Genomic DNA, 24,868 nt, shown 5'->3' on the forward strand with positions numbered 1-24,868 from the left:
TGGAAAGATCGACCGATGTTTCGGCTGCTGTTCTTCTCCCCACGGATCGCTCCCAACACCGGCAACGCCATCCGCATGGTCGCGGCCACCGGCGCAGAACTCCACCTCGTGGAGCCGTTGGGCTTTGACCTGTCCGAACCCAAGTTGCGTCGCGCCGGACTGGATTACCACGACTTGGCTTCGGTTACCGTGCACAGCAGCCTGAACGCGGCCTGGGAGGCGTTGATGCCCGCGCGGGTTTACGCATTCACCGCGCACTCGACGACGTCATTCGCCGACGTTGGCTACCAATCCGGAGATGTGTTGATGTTCGGTCCCGAACCCACCGGATTGGACGAACAGACATTGGCCGACCCCCACATCACCGAGCGGGTGCGGATTCCGATGCTCGCCGGGCGCCGTTCCCTGAACCTGTCGAACGCGGCCGCGGTCGCGGTGTACGAGGCATGGCGGCAGCACGGCTTCGACGGCGCGGTGTGAGTCGCGGCGCTACCAGGTGTTCCAGTGCGCCAACTGCTCGGCGGGCAGACGCTTGGCCCGCTTGAATTCGGTGCCCTTGGTATAGGCGATCGGGAACAGACCGGCCTGCGAGTACTGGTCGAAGGGGATGCCGAGGATCTCGGCGGCCTCCTTCTCTCCGTCGCCGATCAGGTGCAGAGTGGTCCAGGCGGACCCAAGCCCGCGGGACCGCAGCGCCAGCATGAAGCTCCAGACCGCGGGAAGCAGCGAGCCCCAGAAGGAGGCGCTCATCCCGCCGGGCGCGCCGTCGCAACGCCCTTCGATGCACGGCACGAGCAGCACCGGCGCCTCGTGGAAGTGGTCGGCCAGGTACTGCGCGGAGTCGACGACGGCGTCGGCGCGCTCGGCCCGCACGTCACCGTCGGCGTATGTGGGTCGGTCCATGGTCCGGTACCAGGAGAAGTTCTTGGCATAGATGTCGGCCAGCGCCTTCTTCTGACCGGCGTCCTCGACGAACATCCACTGCCAGCCCTGCGCATTGGATCCGGTCGGCGCCTGCAGCGCGAGGTCCAGGCATTCCAGGATGACGTCGCGCGAGACGGGCTTGTCGAAATCCAACCGCTTGCGCACCGAGCGCGTGGTCGTCAGCACTTCGTCGGCAGACAGGTTCAGGGTCATGACCGGAGACTACCCATGCGGTCCACGAATCAGGCGAAACGCTGGTAACACAGGTCGGCGTCGCCCTCGAGACCCGACCGGTAGGCGACGATGCGGGTGAACCCGGCGGGGACCGTCGCGCCGTCGACGTTGCTGGCGACGATGCCGTTGACGAGCAGTCCTGACACCGCCTCGTCGATGTCGCCGGCGGTCAACTTCAGCTTGCGGTCGGCCGACGGATCGATCATCGCCCTCTGCGCGACACCGGTCAGGCACGCGGTGCGCAGCGCCGACGTCGGGGTGTCGATGGCGAGGCCGTTCTGCTTCTGCACCGCGAGGGCATACCGCGACGTCAACGCCGAGATGCCGGTGTTGTCGCCCTGCAGCAACATCAGATCGCGGCGTTCGTCGGCCGGGGCCGAGAACTTCTGCAGCGCGGGCAGGTCCACCGCGATGGTGTTGCTGTCCGCGCAGTACGCGACGGGCGATCCCGGTTGCGGGTTCTCGCACTCACCCGGATCGAAGGAGAGAGTGGGGGCCTGCGACGGCGAGTAGATGGTGCCGAGATCGTCCATGAGCATGCCGAGCACGTCCTCGTCGAGCGCGACCTCACCGGTCTGGACCTGACCGCCGTCGTCGGTGTCCAACATGATCGGCAGGTCGCCGCGACGCTTCTGGACCTCGGCCTCGTCCAGCGCTTTGCAGGCCGATGTTCCGGAGATGAAGCCCATCTGGAAGGCCCCGACGCGGTCCAGCGCCGTGCCGTGCTCCTGCTGTGCCAGCAGGGACTCGAGGTCGTCGGTCAGCAGCGGATCGCGGATCGTGATCACGCCGGCCAGCACGTGGTTGAGGCCGTCGCCGGTGTCCAGGGTGAACCGCGGCGAACTGCCGTCGGCCACCCAGCGGAGGTAGTCACCCGCCAGGCAGTCCGCCTGGAGTTCGACCACCACCGAGGGCGTTCTCCGGTCCATCATGTCGGCCATCCTCTGCACCGCGTGCCCGTACTCATGGGCCATCAGCGCGGCGATCGACATGTCGCCGAAGAACTTCTGTCCGACGGGCACCATCACTCCCCTGTCCCAGGCCATCAGATGCATGGGCGGGCAGTAGAAGGCGTTGACCATCTCGTAGGTCCGGCCGCCGCAGATCCGCGGGCTGGAACTGTCGGTCGAGTCGTAGGACACCAGACGCTTGACCGGGATGAACTCGCCTGGCAGGGCGGGCGAGTAGTTCTGGCTCCAGTACTCGGCGATGTCGTTGACCGCGAGCAGGGCAAGGTGGTCGACGGGTCCGTCATCGGTGTTGAGCACGGTGCCCGTGGTGGGGGGCGCGTTGTCGCGGATACCGCTGGGTCCGGTCACGGCGGGCATGCCACCGACCTTGAACGGGTCGTACAGCGGTGAAACCACCTGTCCCGCAACGGTACTGCCGCATCCAGTGATGGCCATGAGAAGAATTGTCGCCAACGACAGCACCACGTGAGGCTTCATCTGCCCCCCTTTCGGAATTCAGCCTAAGGGCAGTCGGACCCCACATTCAGCGGAAATCGCGCGATCGCGACCCGACCTTCATGTCGATGGGGCTCATTCGGTCCGCCACCACGGTGACCGCGCCGGTGGCGTTCTGCACGATGCCGCGAATCACCAGGGCCGGTGCCGTCTGCGCCAATTTCCGATACCGCGACCACAATCCGGGCGCACACAGAATGTTGACCATCCCGGTCTCGTCTTCGAGGTTCATAAAGGTCACGCCCTGCGCCGTGCCGGGACGCTGACGATGGGTCACCGCCCCCGCCACCAGGACTCGCGTCCCGTCGGGAACCGACAACAGGTCCTGTGCGGGCACCACACCGAGCGCGTCGAGATCCGCGCGCAGGAACTGCGTCGGGAAACTGTCCGGCGAGATTCCGGTGGCCCAGACGTCGGCGGCGGCCAACTCGACATCGCTCATCCCCGGCAGGGTCGGCACATGCGACGACGTCCCCACGCCGGGCAGGCGGTCGGGCCGTTCGTTGGCGGCGGCCCCGGCCGCCCACAGTGCCGTGCGCCGGGTGATCTCGAAACAGCTCAGCGCACCGGCGGTCGCCAGCGCCTCTGTCTGGGGCACCGTCAACTGCACCCGTCCAGTGAGATCGACCAAAGAGGCGAAGGGACCGTTGACCTTTCGTTCGTCGACGATGCGGTTGGCCAGATCATCGCCGATGGTGCGCACCGAACCCAGTCCGAGACGCACCACCAGACCGCGATTCTCCAGCGTGGCGTGCGGCAGGCTGGCGTTGACGCAGGGGCCGAGCACCTCCACACCATGACGGCGGGCGTCGGCGACCAGCGACTGCGGCGAATAGAACCCCATCGGCTGGGCACGCAGCAGCGCCGCGCAGAACGCGGCGGGGTGGTGCAGCTTGAGCCACGACGAATAGAACACCAGCGACGCGAAACTCAACGCGTGACTCTCCGGAAAGCCGAAGTTGGCGAAGGCCTCCAGCTTCTCGTAGATGCGGTCGGCCAGCGCTCCGGTGATGCCGTGCCGTTGTTGCATGCCCTCGTAAAAACGGCCGCGCAACCGGCGCATCTTCTCGGTCGACCGCTTGGACCCCATGGCCCTGCGCAGCTGATCCGCCTCGGCCGCGGAGAACCCCGCGCAGTCCACGGCCAACTGCATGAGCTGCTCCTGGAACAGTGGCACGCCCAGGGTCTTTCGCAGTGCCGGCTCCATCGAGGGGTGGTCGTAGACCACCGGATCCAGCCCGTTGCGGCGCCGGATATAGGGGTGCACCGAACCGCCCTGGATGGGACCCGGGCGGATCAGGGCCACCTCGACCACAAGGTCGTAGAACACCCGGGGCTTCAACCGGGGCAGGGTGGCCATCTGGGCGCGCGACTCCACCTGGAAGACCCCGACCGAATCCGCGCGCTGCAGCATCTCGTAGACCGCCGCCTCGGAGAGGTCCAGCTTGGCGAAGTCCAGGTCGATGCCCTTGTGCTCGGCGAGCAGATCCCGGGCGTAGTGCAGTGCCGAGAGCATGCCAAGGCCCAGCAGATCGAACTTCACCAGACCTATTGCCGCACAGTCATCTTTGTCCCACTGCAGGACGCTGCGATTCTCCATGCGCGCCCATTCGACGGGGCACACGTCGGCGATGGGCCGGTCGCAGATCACCATGCCGCCGGAGTGGATGCCCATGTGCCGCGGCAGGTTCTTGATCTCGGAGGCCAGATCGAGGACCTGGGTGGGGATCTCGGCGACCTCCGGCGAGTCCGCCGATCCGTTCCAGCGACTGATCTGCCTGCTCCACGCGTCCTGCTGACCCTGCGAGAAGCCCAACGCGCGAGCCATGTCGCGGACCGCGCTGCGACCGCGGTAGGTGATGACGTTGGCCACCTGGGCGGCGTAGTCCCGGCCGTACCGTTCGTAGACGTACTGGATCACGTTCTCGCGCAGGTCGGACTCGATGTCGATGTCAATGTCGGGTGGACCGTCCCGGGCCGGGGACAGGAAACGCTCGAAGAGCAGTTCATTGGCGATCGGGTCGACGGCTGTGACCCCCAGGGCGAAGCAGACCGCGGAGTTGGCCGCCGATCCCCTTCCCTGGCAGAGGATTCCGCTCTCTCGGCAGAACCTGGTGATGTCATGGACCACGAGGAAATAGCCCGGGAACTTCAACTCGGCGATGACGGCCAACTCGTGTTCGATCTGGGTGTAGGCGCGCCGCGCCGACTCGGGCCGCCCGTAACGGTCGGCGGCGCCGCGCATCACCAGGTGGCGCAGCCAACTGTCCTCGGTGTGACCGTCCGGCACGTCGAACGGCGGCAACTGAGGGGCGATCAGCGACAGTCCGAACGAACACTGCTCCCCCAGTTCCGCTGCCGCCGTGACAGATTCGGGAAGGTGTGCAAACAACTCCGCCATCTCATCCCCGGACCGCAGGTGCGCGCCCCCCAGCGGCGCCAACCACCCCTCGGCCTCGTCGAGGGACTTGCGGGCTCGGATCGCACCCATCGCCATCGCGAGCCGACCGCGGGCTGGGGCGGCGAAATGCGCACCCGTCGTCGCCACCACGGTCAGGCCGAACCGCTTGGCCAGCAGCACCAGATCGGTGTTGCGCTGGTCTTCGTCGGGATGGCCGTGCCGGGTGAGCTCGACGCTGACCCGCTCGCGGCCGAACCGGTCCACCAGGTCTGCCAGCGCGAGGGCGGCAGCCTCGGGGCCACCCTGGGAGAGCGCTTGGCGCACATGGCCTTTCCGACATCCGGTGAGGATCTGCCAGTGCCCACCCGCGGCCTCGGTGAGGGCGTCGAAGTCGTACCGCGGCCTGCCCTTCTCCCCACCTGCAAGATGTGCCCGCGACAGCTGCCGGGACAGTCTGCGATACCCCTCGGGCCCGCGCGCCAGCACCAGCAGATGCGGCCCCGGCGGGTCGGGAGAATCGGTCCGCGCGGAGTTGCCCAACGACAGTTCGGCTCCGAACACCGTACGCACGTCGAGTTCGACGGCAGCCTCGGCGAAGCGCACGACTCCGTAGAGGCCGTCGTGATCGGTCAGCGCGATCGCCCGCAGATCGAGCCGGGCCGCCTCCTCGACCAGTTCCTCCGGGGTGCTCGCCCCGTCGAGAAAGCTGTAGGCCGAATGCGCATGCAGTTCGGCGTACGGAACCCTGGACCGCGCCGGGCGCGCGTCGTCGGGACGCCGATACTCGTCGCGCTTGGCCGACCACGCGGGACTGTCACCGCCGTCGAGCACGGGTTCGCCCAACGGCATGCCCGCCCGGCGCGGCTTGCTGTTCAGGACGCGCTGCATCTCCGTCCAGCTCGGCGGTCCGTTGTGCCATCCCACCGAGCCAGTCTATCGAACATCTGTTCGAGAGAAAAAGGCTCCGCTCAGGGTTTGCGGGCGACGATGACCGGCATCCGCGCGGCTTGGGCCACCGAGGACGCCACCGAACCCAGCAGCATGCCGGCGAAGCCACCGCGACCATGACTGCCGACCACCAGGACCTGCGCCTTCTCACCCTCCCTGACCAGCATGTTGGCCGGCCGGGCCCATTCCACCACCCGGCGCACCCGCACGTCCGGGTAACGCTCGCCCCACCCGGCCAACCGCTCGCCGAGAATCTCGTTCGCCTTCTGCTCCAGGGTCGCGTAGTCGACGCGCGGACTCTCGATCAGATCGGAGTCGCTGATGGCGTGCACCGCGACGAGCTCGACACCGCGTCGCGACGCGAGGTCGAACGCAATGGCCGTCGCCACCTCCGACGCCGGCGAGCCGTCGATGCCGACCACAATGGGAGCGTCGGCAGGTCGGTCCATCAACGGATCCTCGTCATGGATGATCGCCACCGGACAGTGCGCATGCCGGACCAGGCCCGAACTCACCGACCCCAGCAGTCCGCGGGCCAGGGCGCCCCGACCGCGGGAACCGACCACGACCAGGTCGGCGTCCCCGGTGAGTTCGATCAGGGTGGCCAGGGTGGGTCCGGTCGGCATCTCGCTGCGAACCTGCAGTCCCGCGGCGGCCTCCTCAGCGACCTGGGCCGCGGCGTGCAGGATCTCCTGCCCCTGCTCCTCCTGCCACCGCGTGTAGTCCGGCGGCATCGCGACCTCAGGCCACATCATCATCATGGCCGGCGTCAACACGTGGACCAGGGTCAACGGCACGTTGCGGGACGCCGCCTCACGCGCGGCCCAGTCGATGGCGACTTTTGAGGGGGCTGATCCGTCGGCCCCCACCAGAATTCCCCGAGCCCCGGCCATGTCGCACCTTCTTCATCCCGGGCCGGACCTCGTCGTCCGACACTGCCCTCGAGGTTATTGCAGGGCGGGGGTCGGCGAAAGGGCACCTGGTCACCTGACCGGGAGGCCGTCGGTCCTCAGATCGCGACGCAGCACAGGTCGGCCGCGCGCGCCACGGCATCGGAGAGGGGCTTCGCGGTGTCGATGACATGCGCGCCCTGCCACACCGCCTCGGTGCGGCCATCGAAGGCCGCGGCGACCTCGGGTGTGGCGTCGGAGGTCGAACCGGTCCGACCCTGGATGCGCGCCTGCGCCTCGGCCAACGGCACCGTGCAGGCGAACTCGAACATCGCCGCATGCGCGTCGGTCGCCAGTGCGCGGGCCCGTTCGCGCTCCTGAGCATCGAGCCAGGTGCCGTCCAGGATCACCGATCCGCCGGCCGCGAGCACGCTGTGTGCGTGACGCAGCACCACCCGGTACACCGCCGCCGTGTTCTCCGGTGTGTACAACCCGGAGTCGATCGCACCGGCAGCACCGTCGATGACACCGTCGCGCACCAGTTCTTTGCGGACGTCATCGGTGGAGATCACCTGCGCCCCAATCTGTTCGGCCAATGACCGGGCCAAGGTGGTCTTACCGGTGCCGGGACCACCGCCCACCAGGATCAGTTGTGGGATCGCGGCGCGCAGGTGCGACAGGCTCATCTCGAGGTGCCGCACGGCGTCACCGCGGGCGTCGGCCACACCCTGGCCGAAGCGGATGCAGTCGACCTTGGCCCGCACGAGCGCCCGGTAGGCGATGTAGAAGTGACGCAGCGACTGCGGGGCCGAGTCGCCGGCACGCAGGCAGTATTCGTCGAGGAACTCGGCGGCCAGGTCGGGGCGGCCCAGGAACTCGAGATCCATCGCCAGGAACGCCGCGTCGTCGAGTCCGTCGACGTGCCGAAGTGCGTCGTCGAAGTCGAGGCAGTCCAACAGCACCGGGCCGTCGTCGACGCAGAAGATGTCGTCGGCCAGCAGGTCGGCGTGGCCGTCGACGATGCGCCGCAGGGTGATCCGGTCCGCGAACAGGACGGCCCGTCCGGCGATGAACTGTGTCGAGAGTTCCCGCACGCGCTGCAGCGTCGACGCGTCGACCACCTCGTCGGCGAACACCGCCATTTCGTCCAGGTTGTCGCTCCAACGTGCGGCCACCGCTGGCACTTTGGCGGCCGCGTCGATCTCACCACCACGACGGGCATGCGCGTGGAACTGCGCCACAACGCCCGCCACAGCACGCAGGTCGGCGTCCAGACCGGGCGCATCCGAACACACTCGCGCGCTGAGCCGGGCGGTTTCGGGATAGCGCCGCATCACCAGGATGGGCTCGCGCTCGCCGTCGCCCGGACCCTCGAGATGGGCGATGCCCAGATAGGCCTGCGGAGCCAGCCTCCTGTTGAGCTCCCACTCGCGCGCCAACGCCTGTTCCCGCAGTGCGACGGTGCTGAAGTCCAGGAAGTCGGTCACGATGGGGCGTTTGGACTTGTAGGCCCGGTCACCGACCAACACCACCATGCCGGAATGGGTCTCGCGGACGGCGGCGGCGGTGTCGGGCACGACGTTCATAATCCGATCATGGCCCCTCGCACGGCCACGCCCAACTGTCCTCAGGCACTGGCGGCAGGGACCAACGACTCTGGTCTTCGACGCCTGTCGGCGGCAACCATGGCAGTGCGAGGAAAGCGATGATGATCATGAACCGTGATTCGGTGGACACCGAACTGATCAAGCAGGCCGTCACGGTCGCCTCCAGGGCGCCGTCGCTGCACAACAGCCAGCCCTGGCTGTGGATCGCCGACGGACCCGAACTGCAGTTGCATCTCGACCGCAGCCGCGTCATCCGGCACACCGACCGCGGCGCACGGGAGGCGCTGATCAGCTGTGGCGCGGTCCTCGACCACCTGCGGATCGCGATGGCCGCGGCCGGCTGGCAGTCCTTCGTCGACCGGTTTCCCAACCCCAATCAGCCGACGCACCTGGCGTCCTTGGACTTCCGTCGCACCGACTCGGTGGCGCCGGCCACACGCGACCGGGCCAGTGCGATTCTGCGGCGGCGCACGGATCGGCTGCCGTTGCTGGCACCCACCGACTGGGCCCTTCTCGAGCCCGTGCTGCGTGAGCTCGTCGACGGTGACGCGGTACGCCTCGACGTGATCGACGACGAGCTGCGGCCCGAACTGGCCGCCGCGTCCCGGTTGAGTGAGGCGATCCGGCGCAACGACGCCGAGTATTCCGCCGAACTCGATTGGTGGACCGGACCTTTCGAGCTCGATGAAGGCATACCGCGCCGGGTGCTGGTGTCGTCGGCGGAGGCCGACCATGTGGAGGTGAACCGGGCCTTCCCGGTCAGCGGTCACGGCGACCGGCGCTCGGCGGTGCCACGCGATCACGCCACGATCCTGATGCTGTCGACTCCCGGCGACACTCGCTCAGATGCGCTCGCGGCGGGCGAAGCACTCTCGACGGTGCTGCTGGAGTGCACGGTGGCGGGACTGGCGACCTGTACGGTCACCCACCTGACCGAACTGGACTCCGGCCGCGCGCTGCTGTCCTCCCTGGCGGGTACAAGTGATCCGCAGGTGCTGATCCGGGTCGGCGCAGCGCCCGCACTGCACGGTGCGGGGGCCGCGACGCCGCGACGTCAGCTGACCGACATCCTGCGGTTCCGGCGTTAGACGGCGGTCTCGCGAACTGCCGGGGTGTCGCGTCGCAGCGTCTCCCCCTGGAAGAAGCCCGGACTGCGTACCCGCATGACGAACATCAACACCACACCGAGGGCGAGAATGCCGAAGCCCATGAAGAACACCAGGCCGATACCACCGATCGCAGCACCACTGCCGTTCTCGGGATTCATGCTCTCGTAGACCGAGATCACGAACACCGCCGCCAGAATCAGCCCGCCCAACAACGGGAACAGGAATTTGAACACCGCATTGTGTGCGCTGGCGAACAACTCCCTGCGGAAGTACCAGATGCAGGCGAATGCGGTGATGCCGTAGTACCAGCAGATCATGATTCCCAGCGCCGCAATGGTGTCCAGCAGCGTCGACTCCGACAGCAGACTCACGATCGTGTAGAACACGCCGGTCACCACGCCCGCAGTCACCGTGGCGAACACGGGGACCAGATAGCGCGGGTGGACCTGGGCGAACCTCTTCGGGAACGCGCCGTAGGCACCCATCGCGAGCATGGCACGCGCCACAGGAAGGAACGTCGTCTGCAGGCTCGCGATCGAGGACATGAACACCGCCAGGAACAGCAGCAGTCCGCCCCAGTTGCCGAGGACCGGTTCGGCCAGGGCCCCGAAGACGTTGTCGGAGTTCTCCTCGTTGCCCAGTCCCAGGCCCGTCCCTCCCACTCCGGCGTACATCATCACCGCGACCGCGACCAGCAGGTAGGTCAGCAGAATCGAGATCACGCAGAGCAGTCCGGCCCGCCCCGGGGTCTTGGTGGGGTCCTTGGACTCCTCACCGAGCGTCAGGCACGTGTCCCAACCCCAGAACGCGAAGATCGAGCCGGTGACACCGATCACGAAGGCACCCAACGCAAGTCCGGAGAACGGGTTGAACCAGTCGAGGTCGAAGCTCAGCCCCGCGGGGGCGTCGCCGCCAGCCACGTGGGCGATCGCGACGACCGCGAAGGCGACCAAGACCACCATCTGGAAGCCCACGAGCACGAACTGCACCCGCTCACTCGTCGTGATGCCACGGCACGCGATCCAGGTCGCCAGGGCCAGGAACGCCAACGTGGTGAGGATGTTGACGGCGGTGTTCCCGGCCAGGTCGGCGATCCCCGGATTGTTGGCCACCTGCGCGATGAACAGGTACAGGAACTCAACGGCGATCGCCGCCAGGTTCGACAGCACGATGATCGAGGCGATCACCATGCCCCACCCGCACATCCAGCCGACGTAGGGTCCGAACGCCTTGGTGGACCACGTGAACGAGGCGCCGCAGTCGGGTGCCCGCGAGTTCAGTTCGCGATACGCGTACGCGGTCAGGAACATCGGAATGAAGCCCGCGATGAAGATGGCGGGCATCTTCAGTCCCACGGCCGCGACGATCAGCCCGATGCTGGCGGTCAGGGTGTAACCGGGTGCCACACAGGAGATTCCGAGGATGGCCCCGGAGAAGGTGCCGACCTTGCCCTCGGCCAGTCCTTTGGCCTGGAGCCCGCTGCGCTCCTCGATGGCATGCAGTGATTCGTTCACAGCAGATCCTCTTCACTGAGCTGGTCTCGGGGGACGACAATCATCGGCACGTCCAGCACGCGCAACATCTTGGCTGCTGTGGAACCGAGGAACAACCGGTGGGGTGCACTGAGCCGGCTGGACCCGACCATGATCAGGTCACCGTCATGCCATTCCAGCCTTCCGACCGCCTCCTCAACCGAGGACGCGTCCGCCACCGTGGCGGTGATCGGGAAGCCTTCGGGCAGTTCGTTCTTCGCTGACTCCAGGGTCAGGCGGGCATGGTTGAGCGCGTGTTCCCGGATGGCTTCGCCGTCACCGCGCAGCGACCCGAACACTGGGTCCAGCGCCACCAGCGACGCCAACCGAAGCGGAGTCCCGGCCGCGGCACAGAAGCGCACCGCAGTCTGCAGCAGCAGGTCCGCGCCGGCCCGTTCGCCGACAGCGCAGGTGACCTCCCGGACGGTGGCGACCTTGGACTCCCGGATACCGCGCGGTGCGACCGCCACAGGCACGGGTGCGCTGTAGAGGAGTTCGTTGACCACCGAACCCAGCGAGAAGCTGCCGACCAGTCCGCCGCCGGCCCCGCCGACCACGAGCGCGTCGGCCTGAAGTCGAACGACCTCGTCGATGAGCCCCTGCGCGAACGAATCCGAGAACAGCCGGTGCCCTCGGGCCACCACGCCGGGCGGCACCTGCGCGACGGCGTCGGCCAACCATTGATCGGCCTGTTCGGCGACCAGTTGGTCATAGCTGGCCGGCGCCCCGCCGAGGGCAGGCAGCTTGCCGGGGGGAAGGATCAGGCAGATCTCCAGTTGCGCACCGAGACTGCGCGCCAACCGGATGCCCAGAGCCAGGGCGTCAGCGCCGCCTGGCGTCGCCAGATAACCGACCACCAACTTCATAGATCCGCCACCACCGATCCCGCACCGAGGTGTTCGGCGCTCGCGGATGTAATCCTGACAACCCGGACACCGGGGTGTCGCCGGTTCGTTGAAATTGCAGTGCCCGCAGCCACCGTGTGCGATGCTCGCGACATGCTCACGGTGTTGCGCCGCGTGCTCAACCATCGAATCAGCGTCGAACAGCTGATTGAACTCGCGCTGTGGCTGGCGATCCCCTATCTGGTGATCGGCATCGGTTTCACGTTCCTCAATGCCGACCGGGTCGATCTGTTCGCGAGCCGACTGCAGTATCAGTTGCCCGCCGGGGCCGACCTGATCGCGTTCGGCCACACGACGGCACTGTGGCCCCTGCTCTGGCTGGCTCCGGACGTCTGTCGCTGACCCGGTTGCGCGCCGCGGCGATCGGCATGGCTCTATAGAGGTGTGCCGGAGAGACTGAAAGACATCCTGGACCTGTTCGCCCTCGACGAAGTCAGTAGAGACGGCGTTGGCGGCGGGGCCTTCCTCGGTCCGCAACCCGAGGACGGGATCGAACGGACCCGAGTCTACGGCGGTCAGGTGGCCGCGCAGGCCATCGCGGCTGCCGGACGCACCGTGACCGACCGCCGTCCGCACAGCCTGCACTTGGCGTTCCTGCGGCCCGGCGATCCGACCCGGCCGCTGCGGTACGAGGTCACGGCATTGCGGGAGGGCCGGACGTTCTCGACGCGCCGGGTCACCGCCCTGCAGGGCGACGTGGCGGTGATGGAGGCACTGGCGTCCTTCATCGTCGACATCGACGGCTACGGACACCAGATCCGGATGCCGGATGTGCCTCGCCCCGAACAACTGCCCGCCGTGGAAGATCAACTGCGCAGCCATCTGGCGAAGACCGGCGGCGACCAGCAGTACGTGTCGTTGATCCGGTTCCGCGTCGCCGAGATGCGGTATGTCGACCCGCCGCCGCGGATCGCGATCGACGAGCCCACTGGCGATGCGACGGTGAGCCGACTCTGGCTGCGACTGCGGGAGGACCCGCCCGCCGAACTGCTGCTGGACCCCCTGCTGGGGACCTGCATGCTGGCCTACATCAGCGACTGGACGATCCTGGATCCCCTGCAGGCCGCGATCGGGCGCACCTGGCAGGAGCTGGAGGTGATGGCCTCGGTGGATCACGCCATGTGGTGGCACCGACCCGTCGACTTCTCCGACTGGCTGCTGTACGACCAGCGCTCCAGCACCGCCGGCGGCGGCCTGGGGTTGGGCAATGGCGCAATCTTCAACGCCGACGGTTCCCTGGTCTGTACCGTGACGCAGGAGGGCTTCGTAGGGAGGCGGCGCTGAATGAAGGTGCTCGCGTGCGTGATTGCGGTGGTCCTGCTGGTCGCCGGATGCAGCTCCGGACCCCCAGCGCCCGAGTCGATCACGCTCACCTTTGTTCGACACGCCCAGTCGCAGGGCAACGCGTCAGGTCTCATCGACAGTTCGGTACCCGGCCCCGATCTCAGCGAAGAGGGCCGCAGTCAGGCCCAAGCCGCCGCAGATGAATTGCGCGACAAGGATTTCGACGGAATTTACGCCTCGGACATGGTGCGCACGCAGCAGACCGCCGCGCCGCTGGCCGCCGACCTGAACGAGCAGGTGGAGGTGTTGCCGGGCCTGCGTGAGATCGAGGCCGGGTGGTTCGAGGGCACTTCAGAGGCAACCGCGGCCGAGACGTATTTCCTGGCCCCGGTGCAGTGGCTGGACGGCAATCTCGCCGTCGCGATCCCCGGTTCGATCACCGGTAAGGAGTTCAACGATCGGTTCACGGCCGCGGTCGCCGAGATCTACGACAGCGGCGACAAGAATCCGGTGGCCTTCGCACACGCCGGGTCGATCATGCTGTGGACACTGCTGAACGTGCAGAACCCCAACGACAGCCTGCTGCGGACCCGACCGCTGCCCAACACCGGCCGAGTGGTGGTCGAGGGCAACCCCATGACCGGGTGGCGGCTGGTCAACTGGGACGGGATCACCGACTTCGGAGCCTAGGACTGTCAACATTCATTGACAGACGTGTTGTGACGCGCCACGATGCACTGCATGAACTATGTCGTTACCGGCGGTACCGGGTTCATCGGGCGACGCGTCGTGACCAGACTGCTGGCCTCCGATCCGACGGCCCAGGTGTGGGTGCTGGTGCGCCGCGAATCGCTGTCGAGATTCGAACGACTGGCCATCGACTGGGGTGAGCGTGCCCACGCCCTCGTCGGCGACCTCACCGCGCCCGACCTCGGCCTGAACGCCGAGTCGTGCGCCGAACTCGGGCAGATCGACCACGTCGTGCACTGCGGAGCGATCTACGACATCGCCGCGTCCGACGCACACCAACGCGGCGCCAACGTCGACGGCACCCGTGAGGTCATCGCGCTGACCCAGCGCCTCGGCGCTATCCTGCACCACGTGTCCTCGATCGCGGTGGCCGGGGACTTCAACGGAGTGTTCACCGAATCGGACTTCTCCGTCGGCCAGAATCTGCCCACGGCCTATCACCAGACCAAGTTCGAGGCCGAGCAGTTGGTGCGCAAGGCCGACGGCCTGCGCTTCCGGGTCTATCGCCCGGCGGTCGTGGTCGGCGACTCGACCACAGGCGAGATGGACAAGATCGACGGTCCCTATCACTTCTTCGGCGTGCTTTCCAGGCTCGCGGCGCTGCCCCGGTTCACCCCGATGGCCCTGCCCAACACCGGACGGACCAACATCGTGCCGGTCGACTACGTGGCCGACGCCCTGGTGGCCCTGCTGCACGCCGAGGTCACCGACGGCACTGAGAACGGCACGACGTTCCACCTGACCGCGCCCAAGTCGATCGGCCTGCGCGGGATCTACCGCGCACTGGCTCCTGCCGCCGGACTGCCGCCGCTTCGCGCCTCGCTGCCGCGCGCGGTCGCCGCCCCGGTGTTGCACGCCCGGGGTGTGGCCAAGGCCTGGCGAAACATGGTCGCCGCGCAGTTGGGGGTGCCCCCGGCGGTGCTCGACGTCATCGACCTGCCCACGACGTTCACCTCCGACAACACTCGGGAGGCATTGCGCGGCAGCGGAATCGACGTGCCCGAGTTCGCCGACTACGCCCCTGCCCTGTGGCGGTACTGGGCCGCGAACCTGGACCCGGACCGGGCCAGACGCATCGACGCCGACGCGCCCCTGGCCGGGCGCCACGTCGTCATCACGGGTGCCTCAAGCGGTATCGGACGCGCCTCGGCGATCGCGGTGGCGGGCCGCGGCGCCACGGTGTTCGCGGTGGCGCGCAACGGCGAGGCCCTCGACGACCTGGTCTCCGAGATCCGGGCCGCGGGCGGGCAGGCCCACGCCTTCACCTGTGACGTCACGGATTCGGCGTCCGTGGATGCCTGCGTGAAGGACATCCTCGCCACGTTCGGCCACGTCGACTACCTGGTGAACAACGCGGGTCGCTCCATCCGGCGCTCGGTCACGGCGTCCACCGATCGGCTCCACGACTACGAGAGGGTGATGGCGGTCAACTACTTCGGCGCCGTGCGCATGGTGCTCGCACTGCTGCCGCACTGGCGCGAGCGTCACTTCGGCCACGTGGTCAACGTCTCGAGTGCCGGAGTGCAGGCGTCGACCCCGCGGTACTCGGCCTACCTGCCGAGCAAGGCCGCGCTCGATGCGTTCGCCGACGTGGTGTCGACCGAGACACTGTCGGACCACATCACCTTCACCACGATCCACATGCCGCTGGTGCAGACTCCGATGATCGCGCCGTCGAAGCGGTTGAACCCCGTGCCGGCGATCAGCGCAGAACACGCCGCGGCCATGGTCGTGCGCGGCCTGGTGGAGAAACCCGTGCGGATCGACACGCCACTGGGCACCCTGGCGGACGCGGGCCTGTACTTCACACCGCGGTTGAGTCGACGTGTGCTGCACCAGCTTTACCTGGGCTTCCCCGATTCGGCCGCGGCCCGAGGGGTGGCCCCCACCCGCGATAGACCGCCAGCCCGCCCGGCCCGCGCACTGCCCCTGCCGCGGGTGCCCCGTCCGGTCAAGCGGGCCGTGCGACTCGTGCCCGGCGTGCACTGGTGACCGGCCCGATCGCACTGGCGTACCTGTTGGCCAGCTGCGAGGCGAACTCATCGGTGATCTGCCCGACCTCGAACCGGGGGGCCCTAATACCCTAGCGGTGTGGTCCGGACGGCCCTGTCTGGGCACGCAGGGACGGATCACCATCGAGGCATGCCGAACAGCAGACCCCTCCGCCCGCACGGTGCATATGCACGAGAGCTCGGTCAAACGATGCAGCCAGAACAGTTCAGGCCGTTGATGACCGCCAAGGGTCCGTTTGTGTCGGTGTACATCGACGACTCGCGGGACGTCACCGACGCGGAGGCACAGTTGGCGGCGATGTGGCGTGATCTGCGTACGCATCTCGAGCGTGGGGGCGCCGACTCGGAGGTCATCACCTCTCTGGAACAGGTGATTCTGAACGGCCGGCCGGCGGTGGGCCATCAGGGGCGTGCGGTGATCGCGACGCACGAGGGAATCCTGCTCGAGCAGCATCTCAAGACACCACCGTCGTCCACCCTGCTCCGCATCTCCGAGTACCCCTATCTGCTGCCGCTGCTGGACCTCGGAAGCCCCCCGCCGACCTATCTGCTTGCCTCCGTTGACCGCGAGGGCGCGGACATCACGGTCCGCCAGGGGGGCAACGTCCGGAAGGAGAACGTCGAGGGGGACGGCTATCCGGTGCACAAACCCGCCTCGGCCGGGCGGGGCGAGTACGGCGACAGGCAACACACCACCGACGAAGCCGTCCGGACCAATGTCCGCGCGGTCGCGGCCCGCATCGTCGAGCTGGCCGACCAGACCGGTCCAGAGGTCGTGTTCGTGTGCGGGACGGTGCGGTCTCGCGGCGATGTGGTTTCCGAACTGCCGAAACGAGTGGCGGAGCGGGTCTGCCAGCTGGGGGCGGGCGCCCTTGGCCACCGCGTCCGCGAATCGGAGGTCGCGGGGCTCATCGATGACGATTACCAGCGCCGCCGGGTCGCCGAGGGCGCCGAGATCATCGACCGCGTGTGGGCCGAGAAGGGACGGGGTTCGGAACTGCTCGCAGAGGGGATTCGGCAGGTGTGCACGGCACTGCGATCCGGCTATGTCGACACCCTGGTGATCGGCGATCTCGCCGATGCGACGGTGCTCACGGGCGACGGGCGGACCACGGTCGCCCCCGATGCCGACACACTGTCCGAACTGGGGGAAGCCCCACGGGGGGTGGCGCGGGCCGATGAGGTGCTGCCGTTCGCGGCCCTGAGCCTGGGGGCGAACGTGGTCCGCCTTTCCCATCTCGATGTCACCGATGGGATTGCCGCCCTGCTGCGCTATGCCGTCACCGTTCCACCGGCAGAGTGAGCGAAGGGATCCGTACCGATGCTCGGCGAACTCACCCCCGCGCAGATCGAGGAACTTCTGGGAGCAGAGGTCGTCGGGCGTATCGGTTGTATCGACGCCGGGCGGCCCTATGTGGTGCCCGTCTGCTACGTGTATGACGACGGTGCGGTCTACGGCCACACCACCGAGGGCCGGAAACTGCAGGCTATGCGCGCCGACCCCGACGTATGTTTCGAGGTCGAGCAGGTCGAGGACGTGACACGCTGGCGCAGTGTCGTCGGGTGGGGCCGGTTCGAGGAGTTGGACGGCGCCGCCGCCGAAGAGGGTCTGCGCCTGCTCTTCGACCGGTTGATGCCGCTGCTGCGTCCGGGCGGGGCGGAGGCGCCGCCGGACCACACCGGATTTCTGCACGCGGCGGTGTTCCGCATCCGCCTCGATGAGTTGACGGGGCGGTTCGAAGGCCCCTGAGCCCCGCGCACGCCCGGTGTGCGTGGGCGAGGCGGCCGATAACATGGACCGATGCCCACCGTCTTCGCCGATGTGGACACCGGCGTCGACGACGCCTTCGCCTTGGCGTATCTGCTGGCCAGTCCCGACGTCGACCTCGTCGGCATCGCCTCGACGGCGGGAAACACTGGTGTGCAGCAGGTCTGTCGGAACAACCTGGCCCTGCTGGAGTTGTGTGGAGCCACCGGCATCCCAGTCTCGGTGGGTTCGGCACTGCCCCTGAGTATTCCGCTGCGCACGGCGGAGGACACGCACGGCCCTACCGGTCTGGGCTACGCCGAGTTGCCCGCTCCAACAACGCAACCCAGCGGCTTCGACGCCGCGGAGGCATGGATTTCCGCGGCCCACGCACACCCCGGCGAACTCATCGGCCTGGCCACCGGGCCGATGACCAACCTGGCACTGGCGCTGCGAGCCGATCCCGAACTGCCGCGCCTGCTGCGCCGGCTGGTCATCATGGGCGGGTCTTTCGAGTACCGCGGCAACACCACACCGGTGTCCGAGTGGAACATCGCGGTGGATCCCGAGGCCGCCGCGGAGGTGTTCGCGGCGTTCGGCGCCCAGTCCGGTGCACTGCCGCTGGTCTGCGGCCTGAACGTCACCGAGAGCATCATGGCCACCCCGCAGATCTTGGCCCGCCTGGCCGATGCCGCGGGATCCCCGACGACGGAGATGAGTCCGCAGGATGTGCGGGGCACACGGTCGACGGCCACCAACCCGCTGATCCGCGTGCTCGAGGACGCGATGCGGTTCTACTTCGAGTTCCATTTCGATCAGGGCGAGGGCTACCTGGCGCATCTGCACGACCCCTTCGCGGCGGCCGTGGCGCTGGACCCGAGCCTGGTGCGCACACGCTCCGCGACCGTCGACGTGGAACTGCACGGCACGTTGACCCGCGGTATGACGGTCGCCGACTTCGGTGCGCACTGGAATCGGCCACCCAACGCCGCGATCGTCGTGGGCGGGACACCGCAGCAGTCCGCACCGCTGGCCGACGTGTTCTTCGAGCGTTACATCGCCCGCGTGGCACCGTTCGCGCGCCGGCTGGCCAGCTAGACCCGGCTACTCGTAGACCCCCTCCACATACCAACGACGCTTCCGATAACACAGCAGCAGCGCTGGACCGGACTCCGTCGCCGACGAACCGTCCTCCAGAAGCACCTGGGCCCGTGCGGTGCGACCGGGGGCGTCCTGATCCCACCAGCGTTCATCGACCGGCCACGGCCCCGTCCACCAGCGCAACCGCCCGCAGTGCTCGCGGTGCGGGGCGTCGAGCCGGGCCGGCTCGGCCGAGAACAGCCCCCGGGATGTCACACGCACCGAATTCCCCTGCTCATCAAGGAGTTCTACCGGGTCGTCGAGAAGCACCGCGGGCGCGGGCTCCGGCAGCGACCCCGGCCACGGCCGATCCGGGTCGGCCCGCGGCACCAGTTCATCACCGAGCGGGGTGAAGGTGATGCGTTCGGAGGGGCCGCGCCCGCCGCTGAGCACCGGCACCTGCACCGCCTCCGGGCCCAGCAGACCCTGAACCCGGACCAGTGCGCGACGGGCGCGCAGCCGATCCTCGTCACCGACACCGCCCCACAACGGCAACTGCAGCGCCCCGGCGGAGACCACTTCGACTGGGTGCAGACGCAGCACCACGATCGGGCCGCTGGGCCGGTCGGCGGCATGCCGCCGGTTGAGCCAGCCGTCCAACTGCCAGCGGATCCGGTCCGCGGTGGCATCCTCGGTCAACGGTTCGGCGCATCGCCACACCCGGGTCAGTTCTTCGCCGTTGCTGGTGACGGCGTGGATGGCCAACCGCGTGCAGCCCACACCCGCCGACTCCAGGCTCCTGTGCAGCTGACCCGCGAGCGTGCGACCCGCGAACGCGGCGGCGTCCACCCTGTCGATGGGCGGGTCACAGTCCAGCACGGCGTCCCGCTCGGGCGGCAGCTCACGACCGGAGGGGCCACGGACCTCCTCGGCGCGCACCATCCGGTGCGCGGCCACCGCATCCGCACCGAACCGCGACGACACATCCGTACGCGGCAGTGCGGCGAACTGGCCGAAACTGCGAATACCCAACCGCCACAACAGATCAGCCAGGTCCTCCCGCCCCGGGGCGGACAGGCTCGGCTCGGCGGCCAGCTGCCGGATCGACAACGTGGACAGGAAGTCGGCGTCCTCCCCCGGCGCCACGACACGCCCTGCCCGCGCCGCGAACACCGCGGAGGCCAACTGGTCGGCCACCCCCACCTGACATTCGGCACCCGCGGCGGCCACCGCATCCACCAACCGTTCCCCGGCGGCCTGTTCGGACCCGAAGTACTTCGCGGCGCCCCGCACCGAGAGCACCAGCAGACCCGGTCGCAGCACTTCGGCCCGCGGTACCAGGTCATCGACGGCAGCGATGACCGACTCGAAGAACCTGGCATCCCGGGCCGGGTCTGCCGCCACCACGGCAAGCTGCGGACACCGAGCCTGCGCCTCGCGGCGCCGCAGGCCCCGCCGAACCCCGGCGGCACGGGCCGCCGAGGAGCACGCGACCACCCGATTGGCCAGCGTCACCGCCACCGGCGCCGTGGCGGGAAGCCCCATGGCCTGCGCCGCCGCGACGGCGGGCCAGTCCATGCACCACAGCGCCAGAACCCTCGAGTGCGTCATTTCAACTCACCCGAGTGGCGCATCTGCCCCGCGCCCGCAGCGCCAGGCGGACCCGCCCGACCCGGCCATAGCCGGACACACATCCGCCTGTCAGTTCGTAACCGCGGACCCGGGCGTCCAACCGCACGGATGCTCCCTGCCAGTCGGTTCCGGTGACCAGAAGCGTGCAGCCCTTGTGTCGCGCCCGCGCCGTCAACGTTCGCGCCCGCGCGGGCGGCACCGCGCGCCCCGTCATGTCGAGCACCACCAGATCCATGCCGTCCATCAGCACCGCGGCCACCTCGAGCGGATCGGCCCCCGGGTCGGGGATCACCGCCACCCGGTCGAGCGTGGCGCCCATCTCCGCCGCGGCCAGCAGGCTGGCTCGGGGCATGCCCACCAGAGCCGCGAAACCGCCTCCGGCCGTCACCGCGGCGACCATGCTCAAGGGCAGGGAACGCGCTCCGGACAGCACCCCGACGACCCCTCTGGGCAACCCGCGAGGGAGCAGTTCAGCCAGGGATTCCGGCACCGGCAGCAAAGTTTCCGGTGCTTCGACAGGCTGATTCGGGGCGCCCATGCCGCGGCGTGGGGCACCGACTTTCCCGGACACCGCCGCGATCTGCCTGCGGAGGCGTTCCACCTGTTCAGAGCGATTTTCCGGGCTTTCCTGCCGGGAAAGTGCCGCCGTCATCGCCCACCCTTCGCCGTCCGTCGAACACCGCGTGTTCGAAAATATGTTCGATGCAGCGAGTAAACACCCACCCCCCGACAAGCGTCAAGCGGGCTGCGATGTCAGAGGCGCACGGTGCGCAAGTGAACTCGGCGCCGGAAATTCCGGCGCCGAGAGCGGTGAAACTACAGGCTTGAGGGGGACCCTGCGGTCACTCCCACTCGATGGTGCCCGGCGGCTTGCTCGTCACGTCGAGCACCACGCGGTTGACCTCCGGCACCTCGTTGGTGATCCGCGTCGAGATGCGCTCCAGCACCTCATACGGCAGCCGCGTCCAGTCGGCCGTCATAGCGTCCTCGCTTGAGACCGGGCGCAGCACCACCGGATGACCGTAGGTGCGGCCGTCGCCCTGCACACCGACCGACCGGACGTCGGCCAGCAGCACCACGGGGCACTGCCAGATGTGGTGATCCTGGCCCGCCGCCGTCAACTCCTCCCGCGCGATCGAGTCCGCGCGCCGCAGCGTGTCCAGACGCTCCGCGGTGACCTCGCCGATGATCCGGATGCCCAAGCCCGGTCCCGGGAACGGCTGGCGCGCGACGATCTCCTCGGGCAGGCCCAGTTCACGTCCGACCGCCCGCACCTCGTCCTTGAACAGCAGTCGCAGCGGTTCGACGAGCTTGAACTTCAGATCCTCGGGCAGTCCGCCGACATTGTGGTGGCTCTTGATGTTGGCCGTGCCGGTCCCGCCGCCGGACTCCACCACGTCGGGGTACAGCGTGCCCTGCACCAGGAAGTCGACCTCACCAGCTGACTCCTCGCGCGAGCGCTCGTCGGCGGACCCGCCGTCCTGCACGACGTCGCGCACCGCACCCTCGAACGCCCGGATGAACTCGCGGCCGATGATCTTGCGCTTGCCCTCGGGGTTGGTGACCCCCGACAACTTCTCCAGGAACGTGGCCTCGGCGTCGACGGTCACGAGCTTGGCTCCGGTGGCGGCGACGAAGTCGCGCTGCACCTGCGCCCGCTCCCCCTCCCGCAGCAGACCGTGGTCGACGAACACACACGTCAGGCGGTCACCGATGGCGCGCTGCACGAGTGCCGCGGCCACCGCGGAGTCGACACCGCCGGACAGACCGCAGATCGCGCGTCCGTCGCCGATCTGCTCACGGACCTGCGCGACCAGGCTGTCGGCGATGTTGGCCGCCGTCCAGGTGGCGTCGATGCCCGCGAAGTCGTGCAGGAAGCGGCTCAGCACCTGCTGGCCGTGCGGCGAGTGCATCACCTCGGGGTGGTACTGCACGCCGGCGAGCCTGCGCGCGCGGTTCTCGAACGCCGCGACGGGCGCACCGGAGCTGGTGGCCACCACATCGAAACCCTCGGGCGGATGAGTCACGGCGTCCCCGTGGCTCATCCACACCGGCTGTGTTTCGGGCAGGCCCGAATGCAGCTCACCGCCAGCGACTTTCAGTTCGGTGCGGCCGTATTCACTGGTGCCGGTGTGCGCGACGGTGCCGCCCAGGGCCTGCGCCATGGCCTGGAAGCCGTAGCAGATGCCGAACACCGGGATGTCGAGGTCGAACAGGCCGGGATCCAAGGTGGGTGCGCCGTCGGCGTACACGCTGGCCGGCCCGCCGGACAGCACGATGGCCCGCGGCTCCTTGGCCTTGATCTCCTCGACGGACGCGGTGTGCGGGACGACCTCGGAGAACACCCGCGCCTCGCGGACCCGACGGGCGATCAACTGGGCGTACTGGGCGCCGAAGTCGATCACGAGAACGGGGCGGGCGGCGGCTGACGACTGCGAATCCACCGGTTCAGTCTAGTGGCGGGCCAATCGGCCGTTAACCCGTGGAGCTTGCCGGCTCGATCGGCAGCCACCGCAGCGCCCCGGGTGCGGACGCCGGGACCACCGGATGCTCGGGCGCGACGGGGTCGAGCCGCCGATATGGCTGCCCCTGCTCGGGCCGCAGATCCTGCCCATTCCTGTTGGGCCACAGCGATGCTGCGCGCTCGGCCTGCGCGGTGATGGACAGCGACGGGTTGACCCCGAGGTTGGCCGAGATGGCCGCACCGTCCATGACCGACAGTGTCGGATAGCCGTAGACCCGCTGATACGGGTCGATCACACCGGTTTCCGGGCTGTCGCCGATGGCCGCCCCACCGAGGAAGTGTGCCGTCAGCGGGATGTTGAACAGCTCACCCCAGGTACCGCCCGCGACGCCGTCGATCTTGGCCGCGATCCGCCGGGTGACCTCATTGCCTGCCGGAATCCACGTGGGGTTGGGCTCGCCGTGACCCTGCTTGCTGCTCATCATCCGGAACCCGAACCGGGTCTTACGGGTGAACGTGGTGATCGAGTTGTCCAGATGCTGCATCACCAGCGCGATCAGGGTGCGCTCACTCCACCGATGGGTGTTGAGCAGGCGCAGCATCTTGCGCGGTTCGCTTCGGGCACCGTCGACCAACTGCCGCCAGCGCGGCACATCGGTGCCCTCGGGTCCGGTGCCGTCGGTCATCAGGGTCTGCAGCAGCCCCATCGCGTTGGAGCCCTTGCCGTACCGCACGGGTTCGACGTGGGTGTCGGACGTCGGGTGGATCGACGACGTGATCGCGACGCCGTGGGTGAGGTCCAGATCCGATCCGACCTCGAGACGCCCCGCGCCGACGATCGACTCCGAGTTGGTGCGCGTGAGCACGCCGAGTTTGTCGGACAGCTTGGGCAGCGCGCCCCTGTCGCGCATCTTGAACAGCAGGCGCTGCGTGCCGTAGGTGCCTGCGGCCAGGACCAGGTGCGTCGCGGTGAACGTCCGACGCTTACGCAGGCCCGAACCGGTGCGCGCCGTCCGGATTTCCCACAGGCCGTCGGCCCGCTGCGTGAATCCGGTCACGGTGGTCATCGGATGCACCTGTGCACCAGCCGATTCCGCGAGGCCGAGGTAGTTCTTGACCAGAGTGTTCTTGGCGCCGTAGCGGCAGCCCGTCATGCACGATCCGCATTCGATGCACCCGGTGCGTTCCGGTCCCGCTCCGCCGAAATACGGGTCGGGAACCTGCTTTCCGGGCGCCTTCTGTCCCTCTGGGCCGAAGAACACCCCGACCGGGGTGGGCACGAAGGTGTCGCCGACGCCCATGTCGTCGGCGACTTCTTTCATGATGCGGTCGGCGTCGGTGAAGGTCGGATTGGTCACCACGCCGAGCATGCGCTTGGCCTGCTCGTAGTGCGGCATCAGTTCGGTGCGCCAGTCGGTGATGTGCTTCCACTGCGGGTCGTTGAAGAACGGGTCCGGCGGCACGTACAGCGTGTTGGCGTAGTTGAGCGAACCACCGCCCACTCCGGCCCCGGCCAGGATCATCACGTTGCGCAGAAGATGGATGCGCTGAATACCGAAGCACCCCAACCGCGGGGCCCACAGGAACTTCCGCAGGTTCCACGAGGTCTTGGCAAAGTCGGCGTCCTCAAACCGCCGACCGGCCTCGAGCACGCCGACCCGATAACCCTTCTCGGTGAGTCGCAGCGCCGAGACACTGCCTCCGAAACCCGACCCAATGATCAGAACGTCATAATCCGGAGCCATGGCCCCAGTATGGCCCTACCGACGGGTAACCCACCAAATCTCTGCGCCTCGAGCAGACACAAACTCACATTGTTTTGGCGTCTCACGTGCGAGTTTGTGTCTGCTCGCGGGTGGACGTGGGGCCTGTGGATGTGTGAG

The 24,868-nt window shown here is 68.2% G+C and carries 20 protein-coding genes; 9 read left to right on the forward strand and 11 right to left on the reverse strand.

What is annotated here, in order from left to right; all coding sequences use genetic code 11:
* Positions 1-15: 15 nt before the first annotated feature.
* Positions 16-480: a tRNA (cytidine(34)-2'-O)-methyltransferase gene (locus G6N34_RS17975; protein WP_085149228.1), complete on the forward strand. Its 465-nt coding sequence runs from the start codon at positions 16-18 to the stop codon at positions 478-480.
* 9 nt (positions 481-489) lie between these two features.
* Here G6N34_RS17975 and G6N34_RS17980 read toward each other — a convergent pair whose 3' ends face one another.
* The 5 genes from G6N34_RS17980 to G6N34_RS18000 all read right to left on the reverse strand — a co-directional run bounded on the left by G6N34_RS17980 (position 490) and on the right by G6N34_RS18000 (position 8,449).
* Complete coding sequence (locus tag G6N34_RS17980) at positions 490-1,137, reverse strand: nitroreductase family protein (RefSeq protein ID WP_085149230.1); 648 nt, start codon at positions 1,135-1,137, stop codon at positions 490-492.
* Positions 1,138-1,166: 29 nt separating this feature from the next.
* Positions 1,167-2,564, reverse strand: coding sequence for a neutral zinc metallopeptidase (locus tag G6N34_RS17985; RefSeq protein WP_234812738.1), 1,398 nt, complete (start codon positions 2,562-2,564; stop codon positions 1,167-1,169).
* Positions 2,565-2,652: 88 nt separating this feature from the next.
* Positions 2,653-5,949: an error-prone DNA polymerase gene (locus tag G6N34_RS17990; protein WP_085149236.1), complete on the reverse strand. Its 3,297-nt coding sequence runs from the start codon at positions 5,947-5,949 to the stop codon at positions 2,653-2,655.
* Positions 5,950-5,993: 44 nt separating this feature from the next.
* Positions 5,994-6,866, reverse strand: a complete 873-nt coding sequence (locus tag G6N34_RS17995; protein WP_085149239.1) for a universal stress protein — start codon at positions 6,864-6,866, stop codon at positions 5,994-5,996.
* Positions 6,867-6,982: 116 nt separating this feature from the next.
* Complete coding sequence (locus G6N34_RS18000; protein WP_085149242.1) at positions 6,983-8,449, reverse strand: bifunctional aminoglycoside phosphotransferase/ATP-binding protein; 1,467 nt, start codon at positions 8,447-8,449, stop codon at positions 6,983-6,985.
* A gap of 128 nt (positions 8,450-8,577) precedes the next feature.
* Between G6N34_RS18000 and G6N34_RS18005 the strand changes: the two genes are divergently transcribed.
* A complete protein-coding gene (locus G6N34_RS18005; RefSeq protein WP_085150027.1) occupies positions 8,578-9,558 on the forward strand; it encodes an Acg family FMN-binding oxidoreductase in 981 nt (326 codons plus the stop codon).
* On the opposite strand, the gene G6N34_RS18010 is transcribed toward G6N34_RS18005, so the two are convergent.
* Together G6N34_RS18010 and G6N34_RS18015 are read right to left on the reverse strand one after the other, a co-directional pair.
* Positions 9,555-11,093 (reverse strand): APC family permease, encoded by a 1,539-nt coding sequence (locus G6N34_RS18010; RefSeq protein WP_085149244.1) that lies wholly within the window; start codon positions 11,091-11,093, stop codon positions 9,555-9,557. The two genes, G6N34_RS18005 and G6N34_RS18010, sit on opposite strands and share 4 nt — an antisense overlap.
* Entirely contained in the window at positions 11,090-11,977 is an 888-nt protein-coding gene (locus tag G6N34_RS18015; protein ID WP_085149247.1) for a universal stress protein, read from the reverse strand. The genes G6N34_RS18010 and G6N34_RS18015 overlap by 4 nt, the downstream gene beginning before the upstream one ends.
* A gap of 132 nt (positions 11,978-12,109) precedes the next feature.
* On the opposite strand from G6N34_RS18015, the gene G6N34_RS18020 reads away from it, so the two are divergent.
* The 7 genes from G6N34_RS18020 (at position 12,110) to G6N34_RS18050 (ending at position 18,907) form a co-directional block, all read left to right on the forward strand.
* Positions 12,110-12,358 carry a hypothetical protein gene (locus tag G6N34_RS18020; RefSeq protein ID WP_085150030.1) on the forward strand — a complete coding sequence of 83 codons (249 nt, stop codon included), beginning with the start codon at positions 12,110-12,112 and terminating at the stop codon, positions 12,356-12,358.
* A 42-nt stretch (positions 12,359-12,400) separates the two neighbouring features.
* The gene (locus G6N34_RS18025) at positions 12,401-13,300 is read left to right on the forward strand and encodes an acyl-CoA thioesterase (RefSeq protein ID WP_085149250.1); all 900 of its coding nucleotides are present in this window, start codon (positions 12,401-12,403) and stop codon (positions 13,298-13,300) included.
* The gene (locus G6N34_RS18030; protein ID WP_085149253.1) at positions 13,301-13,990 is read left to right on the forward strand and encodes a histidine phosphatase family protein; all 690 of its coding nucleotides are present in this window, start codon (positions 13,301-13,303) and stop codon (positions 13,988-13,990) included.
* Positions 13,991-14,041: 51 nt separating this feature from the next.
* On the forward strand, positions 14,042-16,042 hold the full coding sequence (locus G6N34_RS18035; RefSeq protein WP_109788300.1) for an SDR family oxidoreductase: 2,001 nt from the start codon (positions 14,042-14,044) through the stop codon (positions 16,040-16,042).
* 210 nt (positions 16,043-16,252) lie between these two features.
* A complete protein-coding gene (locus G6N34_RS18040; RefSeq protein ID WP_085149258.1) occupies positions 16,253-17,365 on the forward strand; it encodes an Rv2629 family ribosome hibernation factor in 1,113 nt (370 codons plus the stop codon).
* 18 nt (positions 17,366-17,383) lie between these two features.
* Positions 17,384-17,812, forward strand: coding sequence for a pyridoxamine 5'-phosphate oxidase family protein (locus G6N34_RS18045; protein ID WP_085149261.1), 429 nt, complete (start codon positions 17,384-17,386; stop codon positions 17,810-17,812).
* A 51-nt stretch (positions 17,813-17,863) separates the two neighbouring features.
* The gene (locus G6N34_RS18050) at positions 17,864-18,907 is read left to right on the forward strand and encodes a nucleoside hydrolase (RefSeq protein ID WP_085149264.1); all 1,044 of its coding nucleotides are present in this window, start codon (positions 17,864-17,866) and stop codon (positions 18,905-18,907) included.
* A gap of 6 nt (positions 18,908-18,913) precedes the next feature.
* Here the strand turns inward: G6N34_RS18050 and G6N34_RS18055 are convergent, their stop codons facing one another.
* The 4 genes from G6N34_RS18055 to G6N34_RS18070 form a co-directional block, all read right to left on the reverse strand.
* Positions 18,914-20,500: a DNA polymerase Y family protein gene (locus tag G6N34_RS18055; protein WP_085149267.1), complete on the reverse strand. Its 1,587-nt coding sequence runs from the start codon at positions 20,498-20,500 to the stop codon at positions 18,914-18,916.
* A 1-nt stretch (position 20,501) separates the two neighbouring features.
* The gene (locus tag G6N34_RS18060) at positions 20,502-21,173 is read right to left on the reverse strand and encodes a DnaE2-dependent mutagenesis accessory factor ImuA' (RefSeq protein WP_085149269.1); all 672 of its coding nucleotides are present in this window, start codon (positions 21,171-21,173) and stop codon (positions 20,502-20,504) included.
* A gap of 190 nt (positions 21,174-21,363) precedes the next feature.
* Entirely contained in the window at positions 21,364-22,965 is a 1,602-nt protein-coding gene (gene guaA, locus G6N34_RS18065) for a glutamine-hydrolyzing GMP synthase (RefSeq protein ID WP_085149272.1), read from the reverse strand.
* 31 nt (positions 22,966-22,996) lie between these two features.
* Entirely contained in the window at positions 22,997-24,730 is a 1,734-nt protein-coding gene (locus G6N34_RS18070; protein WP_085149274.1) for a GMC oxidoreductase, read from the reverse strand.
* Between the last annotated feature and the right edge of the window lie 138 nt (positions 24,731-24,868).

This window comes from Mycolicibacterium confluentis (genome assembly GCF_010729895.1).
GTDB classification, from domain to species: Bacteria; Actinomycetota; Actinomycetes; order Mycobacteriales; family Mycobacteriaceae; genus Mycobacterium; species Mycobacterium confluentis.